17 protein-coding genes are annotated in these 19,255 nt (G+C 55.7%); 7 read left to right on the forward strand and 10 right to left on the reverse strand.

Annotated features, from left to right (window positions below; translation table 11 throughout):
• Positions 1–27: 27 nt before the first annotated feature.
• From Q1B21_RS01855 to Q1B21_RS01890, 8 genes are all read right to left on the reverse strand, one after another.
• A complete protein-coding gene (locus Q1B21_RS01855; RefSeq protein ID WP_298932756.1) occupies positions 28–438 on the reverse strand; it encodes a universal stress protein in 411 nt (136 codons plus the stop codon).
• A gap of 23 nt (positions 439–461) precedes the next feature.
• Positions 462–1,442, reverse strand: a complete 981-nt coding sequence (locus Q1B21_RS01860; protein ID WP_299885196.1) for an alcohol dehydrogenase catalytic domain-containing protein — start codon at positions 1,440–1,442, stop codon at positions 462–464.
• Complete coding sequence (locus Q1B21_RS01865) at positions 1,439–2,200, reverse strand: SDR family oxidoreductase (protein ID WP_299885198.1); 762 nt, start codon at positions 2,198–2,200, stop codon at positions 1,439–1,441. Before Q1B21_RS01865 ends, Q1B21_RS01860 begins: the two co-directional genes overlap by 4 nt.
• Complete coding sequence (gene hisD, locus Q1B21_RS01870; protein WP_299885200.1) at positions 2,193–3,500, reverse strand: histidinol dehydrogenase; 1,308 nt, start codon at positions 3,498–3,500, stop codon at positions 2,193–2,195. The genes Q1B21_RS01865 and hisD overlap by 8 nt, the downstream gene beginning before the upstream one ends.
• 12 nt (positions 3,501–3,512) lie before the next feature.
• Positions 3,513–4,841: a TRAP transporter large permease gene (locus Q1B21_RS01875; RefSeq protein ID WP_299078105.1), complete on the reverse strand. Its 1,329-nt coding sequence runs from the start codon at positions 4,839–4,841 to the stop codon at positions 3,513–3,515.
• A gap of 11 nt (positions 4,842–4,852) precedes the next feature.
• Positions 4,853–5,365, reverse strand: coding sequence for a TRAP transporter small permease (locus Q1B21_RS01880; RefSeq protein WP_298932765.1), 513 nt, complete (start codon positions 5,363–5,365; stop codon positions 4,853–4,855).
• 113 nt (positions 5,366–5,478) lie between these two features.
• Positions 5,479–6,624, reverse strand: coding sequence for a TRAP transporter substrate-binding protein (locus Q1B21_RS01885; protein ID WP_298932767.1), 1,146 nt, complete (start codon positions 6,622–6,624; stop codon positions 5,479–5,481).
• 23 nt (positions 6,625–6,647) lie between these two features.
• Positions 6,648–6,845, reverse strand: coding sequence for a hypothetical protein (locus tag Q1B21_RS01890; protein ID WP_298932769.1), 198 nt, complete (start codon positions 6,843–6,845; stop codon positions 6,648–6,650).
• Between the two features lie 135 nt (positions 6,846–6,980).
• On the opposite strand from Q1B21_RS01890, the gene Q1B21_RS01895 reads away from it, so the two are divergent.
• The 5 genes from Q1B21_RS01895 to Q1B21_RS01915 all read left to right on the forward strand — a co-directional run bounded on the left by Q1B21_RS01895 (position 6,981) and on the right by Q1B21_RS01915 (position 14,315).
• Positions 6,981–8,000: a LacI family DNA-binding transcriptional regulator gene (locus Q1B21_RS01895; RefSeq protein WP_299885203.1), complete on the forward strand. Its 1,020-nt coding sequence runs from the start codon at positions 6,981–6,983 to the stop codon at positions 7,998–8,000.
• Positions 8,001–8,270: 270 nt separating this feature from the next.
• Positions 8,271–9,056, forward strand: coding sequence for a family 16 glycosylhydrolase (locus Q1B21_RS01900; RefSeq protein ID WP_299885205.1), 786 nt, complete (start codon positions 8,271–8,273; stop codon positions 9,054–9,056).
• A 355-nt stretch (positions 9,057–9,411) separates the two neighbouring features.
• Positions 9,412–10,707, forward strand: coding sequence for an O-antigen ligase (locus Q1B21_RS01905; protein ID WP_299885206.1), 1,296 nt, complete (start codon positions 9,412–9,414; stop codon positions 10,705–10,707).
• 64 nt (positions 10,708–10,771) lie between these two features.
• Complete coding sequence (locus Q1B21_RS01910) at positions 10,772–12,988, forward strand: GumC family protein (protein WP_299885208.1); 2,217 nt, start codon at positions 10,772–10,774, stop codon at positions 12,986–12,988.
• On the forward strand, positions 12,981–14,315 hold the full coding sequence (locus tag Q1B21_RS01915; protein WP_299885210.1) for a polysaccharide biosynthesis/export family protein: 1,335 nt from the start codon (positions 12,981–12,983) through the stop codon (positions 14,313–14,315). The genes Q1B21_RS01910 and Q1B21_RS01915 overlap by 8 nt, the downstream gene beginning before the upstream one ends.
• A 61-nt stretch (positions 14,316–14,376) precedes the next feature.
• On the opposite strand, the gene Q1B21_RS01920 is transcribed toward Q1B21_RS01915, so the two are convergent.
• Entirely contained in the window at positions 14,377–15,435 is a 1,059-nt protein-coding gene (locus Q1B21_RS01920) for a glycosyltransferase (protein ID WP_299885212.1), read from the reverse strand.
• Positions 15,436–16,042: 607 nt separating this feature from the next.
• Between Q1B21_RS01920 and Q1B21_RS01925 the strand changes: the two genes are divergently transcribed.
• Together Q1B21_RS01925 and Q1B21_RS01930 are read left to right on the forward strand one after the other, a co-directional pair.
• A complete protein-coding gene (locus Q1B21_RS01925) occupies positions 16,043–16,759 on the forward strand; it encodes a sugar transferase (RefSeq protein WP_299885215.1) in 717 nt (238 codons plus the stop codon).
• A 148-nt stretch (positions 16,760–16,907) separates the two neighbouring features.
• Positions 16,908–18,134: a glycosyltransferase gene (locus tag Q1B21_RS01930; RefSeq protein WP_299885218.1), complete on the forward strand. Its 1,227-nt coding sequence runs from the start codon at positions 16,908–16,910 to the stop codon at positions 18,132–18,134.
• A gap of 17 nt (positions 18,135–18,151) precedes the next feature.
• Here the strand turns inward: Q1B21_RS01930 and Q1B21_RS01935 are convergent, their stop codons facing one another.
• The gene (locus Q1B21_RS01935) at positions 18,152–19,135 is read right to left on the reverse strand and encodes a glycosyltransferase family 2 protein (protein ID WP_299885221.1); all 984 of its coding nucleotides are present in this window, start codon (positions 19,133–19,135) and stop codon (positions 18,152–18,154) included.
• Positions 19,136–19,255: the final 120 nt, after the last annotated feature.

Consider the following 19,255-nt stretch of genomic DNA (forward strand, 5'->3'; position numbering starts at 1 on the left):
TGGGGCGCCTGGGGCGCGATTGAGAGTTCAGATCCTGCGATGCACATGCACGGCGCAGGTTGCGTGGCGGACGACCCGCGACGCGGTCGAGCCCAGAAAATAGTCGCTGAGACCCGGCTTATGCGAGCCGATGACAATGCAATCAACACCATTGGTATCTGCATAATCGATGATCGTACGCGCGGTGTGACCTTTCACAATTTCCGAATTCACACCTTCGAGACCCTCGACCTTAGCCAGCAGTTGCCGGCGTGCGCGTTCAAAACCTTCGGCGACGGCAGACTTATCAAGATAGGCGCTGACCGATCCCTGTGGCATCTCGTAAACATGCAAGGCCATTATCTGGGCCCCGTCTTCAGACAGGGCACGGGCAACTTCCAGGGTGTGCTGAGAAATACCATGGTCCAGCGCCATCGGAACAAGAACTTTTTTGTACATGACTGCCTCCAATTCTGCAGGGATTACTCCCAGGGGTTTAGGATTACTTTCGGTGCGGCAACAGCACCTATTCGCAGATCGCGAAAAGCTTGCGCACCTTCTGACAACCCACGCATTTCAGTCCAATTCAGCGCCCCAAGTCGACCGTCAAAGATGGCCTGTGCGGTGTCGCGGAAGTCTTGGGACGTATAGGTATAGGTACCAATAAACGTAATCTCTTGCAGGGTCATTCGCCGAACGTCCAACCCGCCAGTGTCTTCGCCCAGACCGACATGTGCCATGACGCCGCCGGGTTTGGTGTGGGCCGAAGCCACTGCGCGGGTCGCGGCATATCCCACCGCGTCAATCACCAGTGAAAACTCTCCGGTCGGGATTTCCACCACATTGAACGAACCCAGTGCGCGCAGATAGTCGCTGCGCAGCGCATTCGGCTCAGCAACGGTCACGTCATCGACATCCATTGCCCCAAGGGCCAGCGCGGCGGCCAGCCCTATCGCGCCGCCGCCGATCACCAGCGCGCGTCGATTGGTGGCGGGGTGCAGGGCTTCGATCGCCAAACGCACGGCATGCCAACTGACGGCCAATGGCTCGGCCAGTGCGGCTTTGGCCAGCGGGACATCTTCGGGTACCTCGACCAGATTGCTGTCTGGTATTGAAACGAACTGCGCAAAAGCGCCTTCTCTGGGTGGCATCGAGATAATCTGACGATTGGAACAGAGGTTTTCGCGTTTTGATACGCATGCAGGGCATGTGCCACAGGTTACCAACGGGTTGATCGTTACGCGCGTACCATCCCGAGGGCCACTGGAAACAATACCGGCTGCTTCGTGGCCCAGGATCAGCGGCGCGGGTCGCCGTTCATCATGCCCAAGATAGGCGTGCATGTCCGATCCACAGATACCGGATGCCTCGACGCGTACCAGGCATTCTCCGATACCGGGGACAGCATCAGGGACATCCGCAAACGACAAATGTTCGACACCGTTGTAGACCAGCGCTTTCATTTCGCGGTGAACCCTCCGTCGACCATTAGAACCTGACCCGTCACATAATCCGATGCTATTGAACACAAAAACAAGATCGGGCCGTCGATATCTTCCATGCGCCCGTTTCGCTGGATGCACGTCTGTTTTGCGTTACGGGTGGCGCGTTCGGGGTCATCGAACACGGCCTGCGTCAACTCGGTTGGAAAGAACCCCGGCCCAATCGCGTTGGCGGTGATCCCATGCGGCGACCATGCTTCGGCCATTGCCCGGGTCAATTGCCCAATGCCAGCCTTTGTCGCGCCATAGGCAATTCCGTTGGGAAAGGCGCGCGTTGTCTGCAATGAAGCAAAGTTGACAATCCGCCCCCACCCTCGGGTTTTCATCGCGGGCACCATAGCCCGGCTTAGAAAGAACGGAGCGCTGAGGTTAAGCCCCATCGTGGCATCCCATCCCTCATCCGTTACATCGTCTGCCGCTTCCCGGGTATTCACCCCCGCCGCGTGGACGATAATGTCCGGTGGTCCGAATTTGGCTGAAACCTCAGCAACGAGTGCATCCGTATTTGACCGATCAGCAACATCTCCCGTGACGGAAGAAGCGTTACCGCCAATTTCGGCGCACAGCTGTTCAAGCGCATCAACCCGACGCGCCACACCAACAACTTGCGCCCCAGCCGCCGCCAAAACCTTCGCCACGCGCCGCCCCAAACCCGAGCTTGCACCAGTTACGCAAGCGACCCGGCCCGTTAGATCAAATAACGTACGTGGGTCATCCATCGGCTGTCAGGTCAAACTGTTCGTCCGGGAAGTACTTGGCAAGACGCACATCAGCTGCCCTAGCGTGACCCTCCATCCCTTCAAGGCGCGAGATGCGCGCCGTCGCCACAGCAATAGATTTCGATCCTTCGCGCGTTGCGCGCTGCCAGGTGACGATTTTCATGTATTTGTGAACGCTCAGTCCACCTGTGTAGCTGGCCGCACCTGATGTCGGCAGTACATGGTTGGTGCCTGTGGCCTTGTCGCCGTAAGAAACGGTGGTTTCCTCACCCAGAAACAGCGATCCATAGCAAGTAAGTCGCCCAAGCCACCAATCCAGATCCTCGGCCTGAACCGTCAGGTGTTCGGGCGCGTACTCATCCGAACACGCCGCCATTTCTTCGCGATCCGAACAGACAATGACCTCGGCATAGTCGCGCCACGCCGCAAAGGCGTTTTCGCGGTTCAGTTCGGGCAAATCGTCGATCAGGGTCGGAACCAAGGACATGACTTTTTCAGCCAATCCCCGATCATCCGTCACCAGCCAGACTGGCGAGTTGTATCCATGTTCGGCCTGACTGACCAGATCCGTGGCCACCACGTGCGCATCTGACGAGGAATCCGCGAGGATCAAACTGTCGGTCGGACCCGCAATCATATCGATCCCGACCGTGCCATAGAGGATGCGCTTGGCCTCGGCCACGAATTGGTTGCCCGGTCCGACAAGGATATTTGCGCGCGGCAGACCAAAGAGACCATAGGTCATCGCGGCAACACCCTGTACACCGCCCATAGCCAGAATGCTGTCAGCCCCGCAAATATGCGCGGCATAGACAATCGCAGGCGCGACGCCTTCACCGGGACGTGGCGGAGAACAAGCCGTGATGTGGCGACATCCGGCCACCTTGGCCGTTGTCACCGTCATGATCGCACTTGCGATGTGGCTATAGCGACCACCCGGAACATAGCACCCTGCCGCGTCGACCGGGATGGCTTTTTGACCAGCCACAAAGCCCGGAACGATTTCCATCTCAACATCGGACACAGTCGCCTTCTGCGTCTCTGCAAACCGGCGCACATTGTCGTGGGCAAAGCGGATATCAGCTTTCAGCTTTTCCGGAACCAACGCGCAGGCGGCTTCGATTTCTTCGGCGGTCATCAGAACATTGCCGTCGAATTTGTCGAACTTCACCGCATATTCAAGGGCTTTGGCATCCCCCCCCCCTTCGATGTCAGCCAGGATGGTCTTGACCGTCTCATGCACCTCGGAAGCATGGGTTTGCGGGGTAAGAGTTGCCTTTTTAAGGTAGTCACGCGGCATATTCAGCAAGTCCTATTGATAGATTTCAGGAAGCAACGTTGTCGAAACCGCGGGAACATACGCGATCAATAGGACAACGAACAGCATGGTCAAAACAAAGGGTACGGCACGGGCGGCGATCTTCAAGATGGATTCGCCAGTGATCCCGGACACCACGAAAAGGTTCAATCCCAGCGGAGGCGTGATAAACCCAACACCCAAAGCGGTAATCATCATGATGCAGAACTGTATTTCGTTCATTCCGATATTGTCCGCCAAAGGCTTCAGGATCGGCGCAAGGATCACGATGTTTGGTGTCGTCTCCATCACACAGCCAGCGGCAATCAGGATACCGATCATCAGCAGGATCAAGACATAGGGATCATCCGTCAGCGCCGTGATCGAAGCGACGAACCCTTGGGGCACACCCATGATCGCCAGCGCCTCGGCCAAGGGGGCTGAGAAGGCAATAATCGGCAGGATCACACCGTTCACCTTGGCCGAGCTGACCAACATCGAGGGGAAGTCGGCCAGGGTTAGCGTGCGCAGGATGAAACCCATGATAATCGTAACGACCACGGCGGTTGCACCCGCCTCGGTCGGGGTCAGGCGACCCGAAAAGATGCCATAGAAGATGATGCCAGGAACGATAAAGGCATACCAGCCGGATTTGAGCGCTTTGCCTAGATTGACCAACCACTCACCAAAGGTCATCACACCACCGCCTTCGTACAGGTAAATGCGGTTCACGATCAGGTTGGTTATCAGGATCGATATTAGAATGGCCAAGCCGGGAATGAGGGCCGCCAGGAATAATGTCGAAGCGGATATACCCAGAACCAGACCAATGATGATGTAGGCGATGGATGGCGGAATAAGAATGCCGGTACAGGCCCCCGCCGCCACCAAAGCACAGGCATACGGGCGCGGATAGCCGCTTTCGACCAGCCGATTTATGGTCATGCGACCCACAGCTGCAGCACCAGCAGCGTCCGAGCCAGAAATCGCCGCGAACATGCCGCAAACCAGAACAGTTGCAGAGCCAAAGCCACCCTTGGTGAAGCAAGTCAGCGCCTCGGCCACATCAAGGAATTTTCGCGATAAGCCCGTTCGGACCAGCACGTCGCCGGTCAGGATGAACAGCGGGACGGCTGTTAGGGCAAAGGCGTCGATGCCGGTAAACAGGCTTTCGCCAACCAGGCTTAGTGGCAGATCGCCCGACATGACCAGCATGACGATCGCGGCAGTACCAATTGCAGCCCAAACCGGAACTGCCATCGCGATCAGACCAACAAAGAGAATGACAGGCAGGTAAAAATCCCAGCCCAGTTCGACGGATTGATTGAGGGAACCCCAGAGCATTCTGTTTCTCCTCAGTCAAACAGCTTGTCGCCTTCGAAAACGGGGGTGCCGTCACGAAGGGATTTCAAGTCGCGTAGGAAGGATTGGATCAGTCGCCAGATCATCAGCGCAAAACCGGTGGGCACTGCCATCAGGAACCAGACCTTGGACACACGCAGACCATCCGTCACCGATCCGAACTTGGCCGAGACATGTACAGCTTCGTAGGACCAATAAAGCGCGATGACGGCCACTATGAACATCACCAGATCACCGAAGATGTATAACAGCGCCTTGGGGCGGGGTCCGAGGTAGTGCATGATCACGTCAATACGGATGTGGGCGCGTTCTTTGACGGCTGCTGCCGCACCGATCCACGCAAGGTAGATAAAGGAATAGCGGACTATTTCCTCACCCCAGATCGACGAAAACGCAAATATCTCTCGTCTCAGGACCTCGATGGCCATCGTGATGACGAGCATCACGTAAAACACCAGCAGCAGCCAGCGTTCGGCATTGCGATCTACGTTTTGAAGAATGGTCATCTTATCCCTCGGTGATAGAGCAGCCAGGCCGAAACCTTCTGTTTACGGGCCTTTGCGGCCTGGCTAACTGTGGAAAATGCGGACGCCCTACTAAGGCGTCCGCCAGTGAGGCGTTAGGCGTCGTGGACGTAGTACTTGCCCTGAGTTCCGGCCGCTTCGACCAGTTTCTCAAAGTTGTCCATCGACCCAGCCAGTTCCATTTTGAACGGGTCCCATTCAGAATTCTGGTACCCACCGGCATCCTGCCATTCGGCCAGCTGATCGCTGCTGAGTGAGTGGAATTCGACCCCAGCCTTGTTCAATTCGGCCATGGCATAAGCCCGCGCCGATGGAACTTTGGACAGGTTCTGGTGGCTGGTCATTTCCGCGCCCCACATGATGCCTTCCTGAACATCAGCAGGCATCGAGTTGAACCATTCAAGGTTACAGGAATAAACCTGACTGTCAGGCACCGCCTGCGTGAAGGTCACGTGGCTAAGTATGTCCTTGAAGCCGAACACATAGAGCGCACCCACTGACGGATCGAGCGCGTCAGCAACACCCTGCTTGATCGCAGAAGGCGTCTCGCCCCAGGCGACCGGAGTCGGATTTGCGCCAGCCATCCGGTAATACTGCTGCAACATCTTGGAACCCGGCACACGGAATTTCACACCGCTCATGTCTGAGGGGGTGATGATAGCGTTGCCGCCCTGACGAACCGCGACAACACGGGGGTCGATCACCACGTAGAACAACGCCTTGAACCCAGCTGCTTCGACCTTCGGGTGAACTTCGTTTTTCCAGGTGTCTGAATGAACCAGGTTGGTGAATCGCTGGTTCGATCCACACAGGTACGGCATGTTGATCAGGTCGACCGTCGACGCAAAAGGGGCAAAGTTCGACAGCGAATGCTGCGCTGCCTGAATTGTGCCACCCTGCACTTTTTGCACCAGCGATCCGCCCGCACCCAACTGACCACCTGGGGCCAGCTTGACGTAGACCTTGCCATTCGTTGCGTTCTGGATGTTTTCTTTCAGATCCAGTTGCATGATCGGATAACTGCGCGATGCACCTAGCACGTAGGCCGTCGCAATGGTCATAACGTGATCAGCGGCCTTCTCTCTCTCGCTCTCTTCCTTGGCGGTTTGCGCTGCCGCTTCTGATGACCACAAAACGCCTCCGGCCCCAGCGACAAGCGCTGCGGTGAATGCCCCGCCGGCACTGAGTTTTAGGAAATTGCGGCGCTCTGTGGACGCAAGCTCTTTTCTGTCATTGTTCATGTATTGCCCTCCCTTAGGAAAATTCAGCGTTCGTCTGAACCGCCTTCTGCGGCTTTGCGATCCGCCTCCTTTTTCAGAATTGCGACAACGAACAAGATCGAGGCCGCGAACAGAACCAACATTTCCCCTACGTCTCCAAGAAACGCGCTGCTTGCAAAGGCACCCAGAGCCACATTCGCAAAATAAATGACAAATACGATTATGGATGCAGCAAGGAACACGTTCTGATCTCCCAGTAGAATCGGCTCTACCCTATTTGTAAGCGCTTACATTCTAATTGCAAGCGCTTACATTGCTACTTTCATATGCCCTATGAAACAGTTAGACTTAAGTGAAAGCGAATTGTGAGTTCGGTAATGTCAAAACTTCGGTCGGCTCCGACCTTGGACGATGTAGCCAGAAAGGCCGGCGTTTCGACGGCGACGGTGTCGAGGTGCCTCAACGACCCCGAGCGCGTAGTCACTGCAACGCGCGAACGTGTGATGTCTGCCGTAACCACCTTAGGGTATACACCGAATTTTGCCGCGCGCGTGATGGCTGCGAAACGTTCCTTCACAATAGGCGCCATCATCCCAACCATGGAAAACGCGATTTTCGCCAGAGGTTTACAAGCCTTTCAGGAGGAAATTCACCGGCAAGGTTACACTCTGCTTGTCTCGAGTTCGGCCTACCGGCCCGAAGACGAAGAAGAACAAATTCGCACCCTTGTGGCACGCGGTGCTGATGGGCTTTTGTTGATCGGCCACGATCGTGCCCCGCGTATTTTCGATTTCCTTGAACAGCGCAAAATGCCCACCGTTGTGGCGTGGTCATTCATCCCTGAGAAGGACACGCCTTCGATCGGATTCAACAACAGACAGGCAATGAAAGCTTTGGCGGCCAAAGTGATAAAGCTTGGGCATACCCGGTTGGCGGCAATTTCAGGCATCAGACAGGGAAATGATCGGGCCCGGCTTAGAATTGAAGGTATAAAGGACGCCATGGAAATGAATAATCTGCCGCCCGATAGTCTGCCGATCATCGAGACATCGTATGAAATCGAAAACGGCGCCGAGGCATTTGCCAACCTTATGTCCCAAACAGAACGACCCACGGCGGTCTTGTGCGGCAACGACGTTCTAGCAGTCGGCGCGGTCCGGCAAGCGCAGGACATGGGAATTCGGGTGCCAGATGACGTCTCTGTAACCGGGTTCGACGATATCGAACTTGCCCGGATCATCAATCCGCCATTGACCACCGTGCATGTTCCGCATCGCGAAATGGGTCGAAAGGCGGCACAGGCGTTGATCGAAATGATCGAGACAGGGTCGGCGGGGCAGTCCCTCGAACTGCCAACCGAAATCGTGAGCCGACAGTCGCTTGATCGAGCAAATTGAATCGAAGACCTGACGAGTAAGGTGCCGACTTTGGGACGCTAAAAAGCAACCCTTTGGTATGCGAACAGCGAGAGGCACGGGCCTCCCCCTTTTTTTGACACCGCGACGATAGGCTCCCCCTAGCTTTGGCCCGACGGCGTTCACGCCATGGCAAGCAAAGGCATTCTCGGCGGATCGTCGCGTATCGGTTGAATGCTGTTGGTCTGTTTTCCCGCAAGGAACTAGCCTTACCGGCGAAGACTCATTTCCTCGATAGGAAAAGGACCATTCATGATGAAGTGCCGCGCAAATCGGTGGCTTTCTGCATTAACCCTGATGGCATCTGCTGTGTTTCCCAGCGGTGCCCTGTCGCAGAATGGAGGCTCGTTTTTCGAGCCATTTGACACCCTGTCTCAGAACCGATGGTTTGTCTCCAACGGTTGGGCCAATGGAGATCACCAAAGCTGCCTGTGGCATAGAAACCGGGTTGAAGTTGAGGACGGCAAGCTTTTGTTGTCCCTGACGGGTCATTCCAAACAGGATCGCGATTTCAGTTGCGGCGAGATACAAACACAGGACCGGCTGGGATACGGCACGTTTGAGGCGCGGATGAAGGTTCCCTACGCGCGCGGTATGAACGCCAATATGTTCACGTTCATAGGGGCCCCGCAGGACCGGCCACATAACGAAATCGATTTTGAGTTCATTGCCCGAAACGAGCCAACGCTCCAGACAAACTTCCATTTCAAAGGCGATAGTGACAATGCCAAACTGCAATCCATGCCAGACGACGAGGTATTTCGAACTTATTCCTTCATTTGGGAACCTGGCCGGATACGCTGGTACATTGACGGTAAACTGCAGCGAGATCTAAGCGGTGACGCGTTGCCGAACGAGCCTCAAAAAATGTACATTAGCATATGGTCGACCGATACACTGGTCAGCTGGATGGGCGAATTTTCAGCGAATTCCGCACCGCAGGTTCTGGAAGTCGACTGGGCGGCGTACACCAAACTGGGCGAAAGGTGCGCGTTTGAACAATCTGTGCTTTGCGAAGACGGGATCGATGTGCCTTGATCACCAATCGTGCACAATACAGGCAGTCGGAGGCGCGCTGGAAAAGCGCGTGTCATCCGTTAAATGCCACCAAATATGGGGCCGCTTGTGTAGGTTCAGAACCGGAAAACCAAGCCAAACTAGGTCATTGCGCTTGCGCAAATCTTGATCGTTTCCCGTATGAGCACCTTAGCTTGGGTCCGTATCACTTGTTTTCGAGAGGCTACATGCGGCATTCTGGGAGGCAAGACAGCGCCTTTTGGTGCCCAAAGTCTCGCCCCGCGAAAGACTGTCGTATCGCAGACACGACATGCGGTGCGCTTGTATGTCTGATCGTCGGACCCCTCGAAAAGGACAACCGAAGGGCTCTATTCGAATGAACGTGAAGCTGGCTTCGATCATCGATCCCGCACAAAACACGGCATATGTTGTGCCCGCTGTTGCGCTGTCGATGATCGTTTTCGCCTATTCGGTAAATTTCGGACCTCTTTCAATCCTCGCCTTTTATGGAGTCTGGCTTCTTCCCTTTGCGCTCGCACCGCGCGTTTTGTTGGGGCGTCCCGGCGCGGTTGTTCTGCTTTTGCTATTACCGTTTTTCTTTCTTCTTTCCACGTTATGGAGCGATGTGCCGTCCGCCACATTGCGCGCATCCATTCAATACGGGATCACCTTCTTCGCCGGTTTGGTCGCCGCGAGGATAACGTCGCCGGGCAACCTGGCGCTGGGGGGGACAATCGGATGTCTGCTTGTCCTGCTCTACTCCGCTGTGAACTGGGGGTATTCCTACGACTACATTGACGGTGATTTTGCATTTAACGGCGCGTTTTCCTCGAAGAACCAGTTGGGATACTTTGCGACCCTTGCGATCATCTTCTCTTTGTCTCTTGTCGGGGTCTTCAGAGCGCCTCGGATGCTGTTGCCGATGATCGCGGTCACGGCGGCAACTGGATTCGGCATGCTTTGGATGTCGGATTCCGCCACCTCGCTGTTGTCGGCTCTGGTGGCATTTTCTGCCGTGTTTTTTGTCGGCCTCGTCATGCTTCTCGCCCCTTGGCTACGGCGGGCCACGGTCGTTTTGGCGCTGGCCGGTATTGCCGCACTGGTATTGGCCGCGCAACATCTGGGTGCATTCGATGCTGTTCTTGCGGCATTTGGTAAGGACACGACCCTGACGGGCCGCACCTATCTTTGGAACCAAGCGTTCGAAATCGGCGCGAATCAACGAGTACTGGGGCTGGGGTACAACGCGTTCTGGGTTCCCGGACGCCCCGAGGCCGAGGCGCTGTGGGATACTTTTTATATTACCGCGCGGTCCGGATTTCATTTCCACAACGCGCTGATTGAAACATATGTGGGAACCGGTTTGGTTGGGCTTGGGTTTGTAACAACAATCTGTGTGCTGTTGGTCGTCATGCCGCTCAGCGCTGTGTTCGGCCGGGGCAATGTCGGATCGCTGATGTTTTTCTCAGGCCTCGCCGTCTTGTTCCTGGTTCGGTCGGTGGCTGAGGTTGATTTTGTGACACCACATACAGTCGGATCTTTTCTGGTCGCCTTCATTCTGTTGCGTTTGTTTGATCACAACCGAAACGTGCGGCACGCGGCATTCCTTTCCAGGCCAACGCCGTCAGCACAGCGTCCGTCGTTAAGCGCTGCAACGGGTGTCTTCGAATGATGGCCCGGTCACGTCAACGCCCTATCAGCATCCATTTGCCTCACGCCATCACGGAGTTCCGGATATGAATGAACCTGTGAAAGAAAGGCGCATTACCTGGACCAAAGACAATGCGCATCTGCTTGCCGGATACCGGGACGAGCCGCGCGTTGATATGGGCGCCATGATGAGGGCCGTAAGACGCCAAATCCCTTTAGCGTTGGCATGTGCCTTTGTCGGCATCACAATCGCTGTGCTCATGATCCTTGGATCTGTACCTCGCTATACAGCTGTCGAAACCATTTTGCTGGATGAAGAGCGCGGCGAATTGCTCAATGAGGTTTCTCCGCTGCCAAATGCTGTCCGTTCGGACACCGCTGTGCAGAGCGAAATCGAAATCATCAAATCCCGCGCGCTTGCCTTTCAGGTCGTCGATCTGTTGCAGCTTGATCAGGACGCCGATTTCCTGTCTCCGCCGCTTGGACTGACAGAGAAAGCCAACCGGTTGATCTCGTCGGTGACCCGTCCTTTGGCGCGCCTCTTGACGCCGGACCCTCCTGCAAACCCGGAGAACGAAGGGGACAGCGAGGGGAACACCAATACAGAAGACACCCCTATTCCTAATTTCAACTTCGAGGTGACAGACCGCGACCGCGCCGTTCGGATATTGCGCGACCGCTTGTCTGTCTCACGGTCTGGCCGGAGCCTTGTGATCGAAATCGGGTTCTCAGACTTTGATCCCGCGCGCGCGGCCTCAATCGCGCGTGGTTACGGCCTAGCTTATGAAGGCTTTCAACTAGTGACGACAAACGAAGTTGCGGCCAAGGCCGAAGCCTGGCTGCGCGAACGCCTTGAGGTTTTGGAACAGAAGGCGATTGATGCGGCCTCGGCCCTGCAGGCATTCCGCGCTGAAAACGATCTGGTGCAAGTGCGCGGTGATCTTCTGACGGAACAGCAGCAATCGGAACTGGCCAGTGAACTTGTCAACGCATCCGCCGCTGCAGCCGAGGCGGAAGCGTATCTGGAAAGCCTGGTCTCCTTGTCGGAACGCGCAGCGAATGATGCCGATTTCATCGCGGTTCCATTTGTCGAAGGCCTTGTTGACGGCGCAAGTGAAACAGTTCGACGGGAGTATCTGGATGCCAGTCAAAGCTATCGTCAGATTGTCGACCAATTCGGAGAGGAGCACCCTCAGGCGCAACAACTGAACACCCGCATTCAAATTCTGGCCGATACCCTGAAGGCAGAGCTGGAACAGGCGACACAAACCGCCCGTGTGGCTCACAATATGGCTTTGGGTCGCGAGCAATCGCTGCGGTCGGATCTTGCTGCGTTGACGGGCACATCCGATGTGAACGTGGCCCTTCGCGGCAGGTTACAGCAACTAGAAGCTATCTCGGAAACCTATGCACAGGTCTATCGCGACTATCTTGCCCGGCTGGAAGTCACGATGCAGCAGCAGAATTTCCCAATTGCATCGATCAAAATCATCTCTCCTGCGGAATTGCCCAAGGATCCATCCAGCCCTCGGAAAAAGGCGATGTTGTTCACCGGAGCCTTGCTGGGCGGATTGTTGGGCGCATTGGCCGGTGCTGCGCGGGAGTTGACCCCAAAACCTGCTCGGACCGTCTCTGAACTGAGGCAAGGGGCCGGAGTGACCTGCCTTGGTATGCTGCCGGACCCCAAGACCTTGGGAGACGCTGCGGCGGCTAACGCACATGCCCGTACAGTTGAGAGGCTGGCGCAGGTTTGCGAAGCCAACAGTCAGTCAGGCTCTGGCTTGCTGATCGGTATGGCTCCTTTGACGCCTGATCTACAGAAAACACAGGACTTGCCGTTGGAACTGGCCAATCGACTGTCTCGCGCGGGCACCCACAAAGTTTTGGTTGTTTACGAAGGCGTATCACAGGGCTTGTTGCCTGCGGCCACACCAAATGGTGTGGAAACCGCCAGCATGCAAAGCATCATGGACCACATGCGCGAAAATGCGGCAAGCGGTTCTGATGACACCGCACAAGACATTCTCACAAGCGATCTGCGCGCACAGTTCAGTTATGTGTTGGTGGCGTTGAACCCGCTGAGCCATGCGGAGCAATCTGATCCCCACGCCTGGGCATACGACATGACCGTCCTGCGCATCCCATGGGGCAAAATCCTGCCAAGCTTTGTCTCGGACGCGCTGCTTGATCATCCCAAGTTCAGCGATGCTTTGGCGACAACAATTCTAGAAGACGCAAACCTGACAAAGGCACGGCGATACATGAGCCCCGGCAGCTATGAGGAGGTCAAGATCAATGCTTAGAGACGTTCTACCTCAAACTCTGCATCGCATCAGAAGCAGCTTTTCTGTTTCCCTTGCCGTTGTCGTTCTATTGTCAGGCAACGCAGCCGCCCAATCAACATCTGATACCGGGGCGATAAGCGCTGAAACTCTTGGACCGCAACAAACGCTGGAAATCCGCATCGGCAAGTGGGATCCGGTCGACGAAGTATTCTTGCCTTGGGACGCAGTGGCCGGAACCTACCTGATTAGTGCATCTGGCGCGGTCGCGTTGCCTCTTGTCGGCAGCGTGCAGGCCGCCGGAATGACACCTGATGAACTTGGCGCTGACTTGGCCGGGCGCATTCAGGACCGTATGGGTTTGCGCAGCGACTTACAGGTCATCGTAACAATTGCCGAATATGCACCGATTTACATACTCGGCGACGTCAAATCCCCGGGCGCGTATTCGCATGTACCCGGTATGACGGTGCTTCAGGCTCTCAGCCTTTCGGGCGGTATAGACGATGCGTCGTCAGCATTAGTGAGGGGCGAACGCAACGCGCTGAGCGCCCTCGGCAGCTACAGGGTGATGGAGCTTGAGCTTATGCGCCGTCTGGCGAGGCTCGCGCGATTGGAAGCTGAGGAAGCCGGAACAGAGTTCGTAGCGCCACAAGAGCTAACGTCGTCCCCTTTGGGTGCCGAACTGATCGAGCAAGAGCGCAAGATCATGGCGTCCGAACAATCCGCCTTCGCATCCAACCTTGCACAAATCGAAGAATTGGAAGCCTTGCTTCTGGAGCGGATCACACGGCTTCAACAACAAATCGAAGTGCGGCAAAGACAGCTGAGTTTACTAAGTGAAGAACTGGATAACGCCTCCAGCCTTGTGGAGCGCGGTCTGTCTACGGTTACGCGGGAAAGCAATCTGCAGCGCGCGGTGACGGATCAGCAAGTGCGGTTGCTCGAAGTTGAAACGGCCCAACTGAGCGCTGAGCAAAGGCTCAGCGAAACGCGCCGCGACCGGTTGGACTTGACCAACCAGCGTGACCGAGAAAGGGTCCAGGGTATTCAAGAGCAGCGTGCGGCCACCTCCGAACTTCGCGTGAAAATGGAGACCGAAGCGGCGCTTTTTGCCGAAGCCGAGCGCACGGGTAACGGTCTGGTCGAGCTTTCGATGCTCGCATCGTTGACCATGCAGGTCACCCGAACCAGCACCGAGGGGCCCACTACGTTTTTGGTCGAGCGCAACGATCAGATTCAGGGCGGAGATGTCTTAGAGGTTATCCTGTCCTCTCCGACTGCCAATGATGCGATCCCGGTGCGTCGACTGACAACTGAAGAATCTGAAAATCCACAGTCGAACTAGACCGCTGTGCCCGCCTCAGCCGAACCAAAGCTTTACCCGCCTCCGTCTTGAGGGGGCGGTCTTACGAAACGGGGCGGTCCAATACTTCAACCAGCCTGTCAATTTGACGTTCGGGGTTCATCTCGGGACGTTTGGAGTATTCAAGGGCAAGTTTGGACAGTTTGGAATAGATCTGTTCGTCACACCACAGGCCGCGCACTGCCGCTACCCAATCTCCAACTGGTGCGTCCGGTTCCAACAAAATACCACCAGGACCAACGGCTTCAGGCAACCCACCAATTTTCGATGCCACAACCGGGATGCCACTAACCTGCGCCTCGGCCGCTATGCGACCAAACGCTTCTTCCCATTGGCTGGGTGCAAGAACGATACGGGCATTTTTGTAAACAGACCGCATATCATCGGTCGAGGCGCGCAAGGTGACATTCGAAAGCCTCGACAGGTTGTTCTGAAGATCGGCTTCCTGCTCGGGGCTCAGGCCCCAACCGCGCACAAAGACAAAGGGGATTTCAGGGCAAGCCTCGGCCACTTTCAGCGCGATATCGACACCCTTGTTCGGATGTGGGTTTATAAAGGTCACGTTCTCACCGGTCGAGCTAACTCGGTACTTCTCGGCTTCGATCATTGGATGAATGACATCGGCGGATATACCTTGTGTCTCTGCAAACCGTTGCGCCGTAAAATGCGAATTGGCAATGAAGCCCGTGTTGGGCACTTGCTCCAGCGACCCTCCCAGATCCTCGGTTTCGACGTTGCGCAGATAGATGAAGGTACGCGTTGCATTTCGGTCAATTGACTGTGCCAATGGCACCGGGAGCCTCGATTGAAAAATCGCAACATCAGCTTTGAAATCGGTCACAACACGGTGCACGACATCCTGTGCAAACCAGGCCCGAAACACGAGATACCCAAGACTTTCATCGCTGACATAGCCGCGCCTTGCTAATTTCAACAACAGCCTGCTGCGCAGACCTAACCACCCCTCTCCTGTCAGACCACTCAACACGCCAACAGTGTGACCGCGCGCGCTTAGGCGCTGTACCAACTCATGTGTACTGGCCTGAGCGCCGCCATACATTTGAGGTAAGTAGGGATGAGCACTTCCAAACAGTATGCGCATGTCGGGATCACCTCGAATTCGACAATTTGGAATTGAAACCGGCCGAGTTTTCGTGTCGCGCGTACTTACAGTACGTTGCGACCGCCCAGGCAACCTGCGCCCTGCGTATGCTAGAGCCAAACAGGGCCGTGTCTAAATCACCAACCGCTGGGGTCAACGGGCTAGGTTGGTTTTCAAATGATCCTATCGCCATTGGTCGGCAGCACCGTTTCGTGTTTAACGTGAATCTTCAGTCAGCGAGTCAGTCTTTGAATTGCGTACCGGAGATTGTTGGGGAGGTGTTTATCTATTGCCTTCGATTCGGGCATGTGTGGCATCATCCGTCAAAAGTTAAGCGATGAAAATGTGTGGTTGTGCGGAAATCCGGCGAAAGTCCAAGCAACCATAGGCGGTGCTTTGCTTGAATCGCCACCGGCGTTTGCAATCGCAGCATTTGTCATATCCATCTAACCACAGTGTGTCAGAATACAGTAACGAGTGGCGTAAATTGTACACGGATCACTTTCGCCGGCACCGGTTGGTGTTTTACGGCGATTGTCTTTGCAACTTTAGGTGGCAGCGGTGCTTATACAAGGTGCCGGTTCTTAAGACATAGGGATGAAGTGGGATGAAACCGATCGAGACAGAAATGGCATCCGCCGAAGGCATTATGTCGCCCGTGTCGCGACCGCGTCATGTTGTATGGACCCATCAGGCCCCGCAGGAAGAGCCCGCGGGTGGATGGACAAAACGAACGCTCGACATCGCGATCGCCGTTACCATGCTTGTAATACTGTCACCGCTCATGGCGGGGCTAGCACTTTTGGTTTGTATAACGTCCCCGGGGCCAGTTCTGTATCGGCACCGCCGGGTTGGGTACCGAAGCCAGCCCTTTTCCTGTCTCAAGTTCAGAACTATGGCGGTGGATGGTGATGACCTTCTGCAAAGGCATCTTCAAAGCGATCCAATTGCCCGCACTGAGTGGGACAAAAACCAGAAACTGCGCGATGACCCACGCGTCACGCCAGTAGGGCACGTCCTGCGAAAACTCAGCCTTGATGAATTGCCGCAGCTTTACAACGTCCTGCGCGGGGACATGAGCCTTGTTGGCCCCCGCCCCGTTCTGAGTGAGGAGTTGCGCCGCTACGGGCCATCCAGCCGCTACTACCTGCGCGCACGCCCAGGCATTACTGGTCTGTGGCAAGTAAATGGTCGGAACACCACATCCTACAAGCGCCGGGTGGCCTATGATCGCGCCTATGTGACCAAGGTCAGCACTGTTACAGACATCGCTATTCTTGCCCAGACTTTACCAGCCGCGATGCGTTCTGACGAGACATCGTAACAACGTGCAAAAGCCTTGCCACAGTCGGTAAACGTGCCCAACTCAATCACAGACGGGCTTGTAGGTGAGCGATAGGATCATGGCAAACATCGCAACGTCGGTACCGCACTCAGCGCAAACCAGGCCCGGCTCCCTGGTATCTGTCGTGATGTCAAACTTCAATGGGTCCGCCCACCTTGAAGCAGCGATAATCTCGGTTCTGAATCAATCTCATTCAGAGCTGGAACTGATTGTGGTTGATGACGCATCAGAAGACAGCAGTTTGGAGATCATCCAGCGACTTGCCGCATCAGACCCCCGCCTCAGATCAATCGCCTTAGACACAAATCGAGGCCCCGCCGGGGCGAGAAACGCCGGGCTGGAAGCCGCCAAGGGGCAATGGATAGCAATTGTCGATGCCGACGATCTGATCCACCCGCAGCGGATCGAGCGCATGCTGGCTGCAGCCCAAGGCATGGGGGCGGATGCAGTAGCAGATGATTTGCTATGTTTCGGATCCCCACGTACGGCGGGTAAGACCTTGCTGGAGGCCAGCCACATCGAACAGCCGCAACCTATAGCGGTGGCTGACTTAGTCAGCAGTGACTCGGCTATCGCTGGCTTTACTTCATTTGGATATTTGAAGCCATTGATCCGTAAGGGAAAAATGCGTTTCCTCAGATACGACGAAGATCTTCGTTTGGGCGAAGATTTCGACCTGTATTTCCGACTGTTAATCGCGGGTGCAAATTTCGTTTTACTGCCGGACCCGACCTACCTTTACCGGCGCCATTCGGGCTCCGTGTCCCACCGCCTTGCGGTGTCATCCTTGCAACGCCTTTTACACGCGCACACAAAAATAGCCAAACTGGCCGCCAATATGGCTCCTAAAGACGCTGAGCTTATTGTCTTGCTCAACCAGCGCAGGGCGCGGCTTGAAAGAGCAATGATGTATCAGAGCCTTGTGAGCGATACTAAGTCTGCAAAGGTGTGGCATGTTATTCGACGGCTTGGGCGTCGCCCGGCGCTGTTGTTTGATCTGACAAACAGCCTTATCGACCGTTGGCGCCCTGCTGGATTTGTCAGGCACAACCGATCGACCGGAAGCCCCAAAACCATTGTGCTGGCCTCTCCGGATCAGATTGATCTGATCGACGCACCTCCAACTGTAGTACGCGTCCCGGTCAATCCATCAGGCTGGGTGGCACGCCGCATCATGGCTAGCAAACTCGCGAAACTGGCCAGTACTGGACCCGTCGATGTTATTGCTGACGGCCCCGCGGGGCTGGATGGTTTGGGTTACCTACCAAACTGGCGCTCCACGCGCCTTGCGCTTAGCAAGAAAGATGTAGGCACGGCCAAGGTTCCTAGGCATGTGGTTTTGGACGTCACCTAGACTTATCTGCATCTCGACTATTCGACCGATAGCAGCAGCCGTGATCCCTTCTCAGGTGCTGCTTCCTCCGCCGTTTTACTAAGCTTCAGCTTATCGCGCAGGATCTGCAGTGCTACAGGCCAAGCGCGATCGCGCGCGCTGATCAGATAGCGTACCGCGGCCCACACCCCCTTCTCACGCCGCAGATCAAGAGATATCCGGTGATCCCGTTTCCGCCGAGTGTCCCGCAGATGTTGCTGCATGGCGCGAGTCAGATCTAAAGACTGCGGCCTGCTGTCCAGATGCGCATGAAGCGCGATATGCAGCTGCGCTAATTCGGACGCGCCATGACGTGCGCTGAGAGAATTCGAACGCACAACCGCCGCGTATCCCGGTCGGCGTGTCAATTGCATCCGCGCTCCTGCCAGCAGCATCCGCACGTAAAGATCGTAATCTTCGCCAAGCCGCAAAGAAGGATCATACCGCAATTTGTTCTGTTCTAAAAAATCTCGGGAAAGAACGGGTTTCAGAAACCCTAACTCACCGCGTGACATCCCGTGATTGCGAAGGTTGCCCCGTACAAACTCTGCTGCGCCAAGCGGTGCAAATTTTGGGTCGATAACTGACCAATCCTGTTCTGTCGCCTCCGACAAGTTTTCCGGTGTCACGAATGCGATATTGTCCGCGACCATTTCGCAGTTCTTGACAGACAACAGGTGCGCAAGCCGCCGGGGCAGAAATACATCATCAGAATCCAGCACAGCCACATAGTCTGAGGTTGCAACATCTAGCGCTCTATTACGCGCTGCGGCGGGCCCGTGGTTGGTCTCTTGTTGGATAAGGTGAACACGCGGGTCGCGCTTGGCTTCGTCTGCAACGACGCCACATGTGGCGTCCCGCGACGCATCGTCGACAACAATAACCTCAGCCGTTTCCGGCTGGGCCAAAGCCGAACGGATCGCACGGGATACCGTATCCTGAGCATTAAATGCGGCGATAATGACGGTGACGCTGGCAGACATCAGACCTGGCTAAGCTTACGTGACTTCGATGGGCTGTCCCCAAACGGCGTAAAGCACAAGGTGCCTTCATCCAAGTGAAACCAAACCGGTGACATCACTTCAGCGTGCCATCGCCTGCGA

Source organism: uncultured Ruegeria sp. (genome assembly GCF_947504215.1).
In the GTDB taxonomy this organism is placed as follows: Bacteria; Pseudomonadota; Alphaproteobacteria; order Rhodobacterales; family Rhodobacteraceae; genus Ruegeria.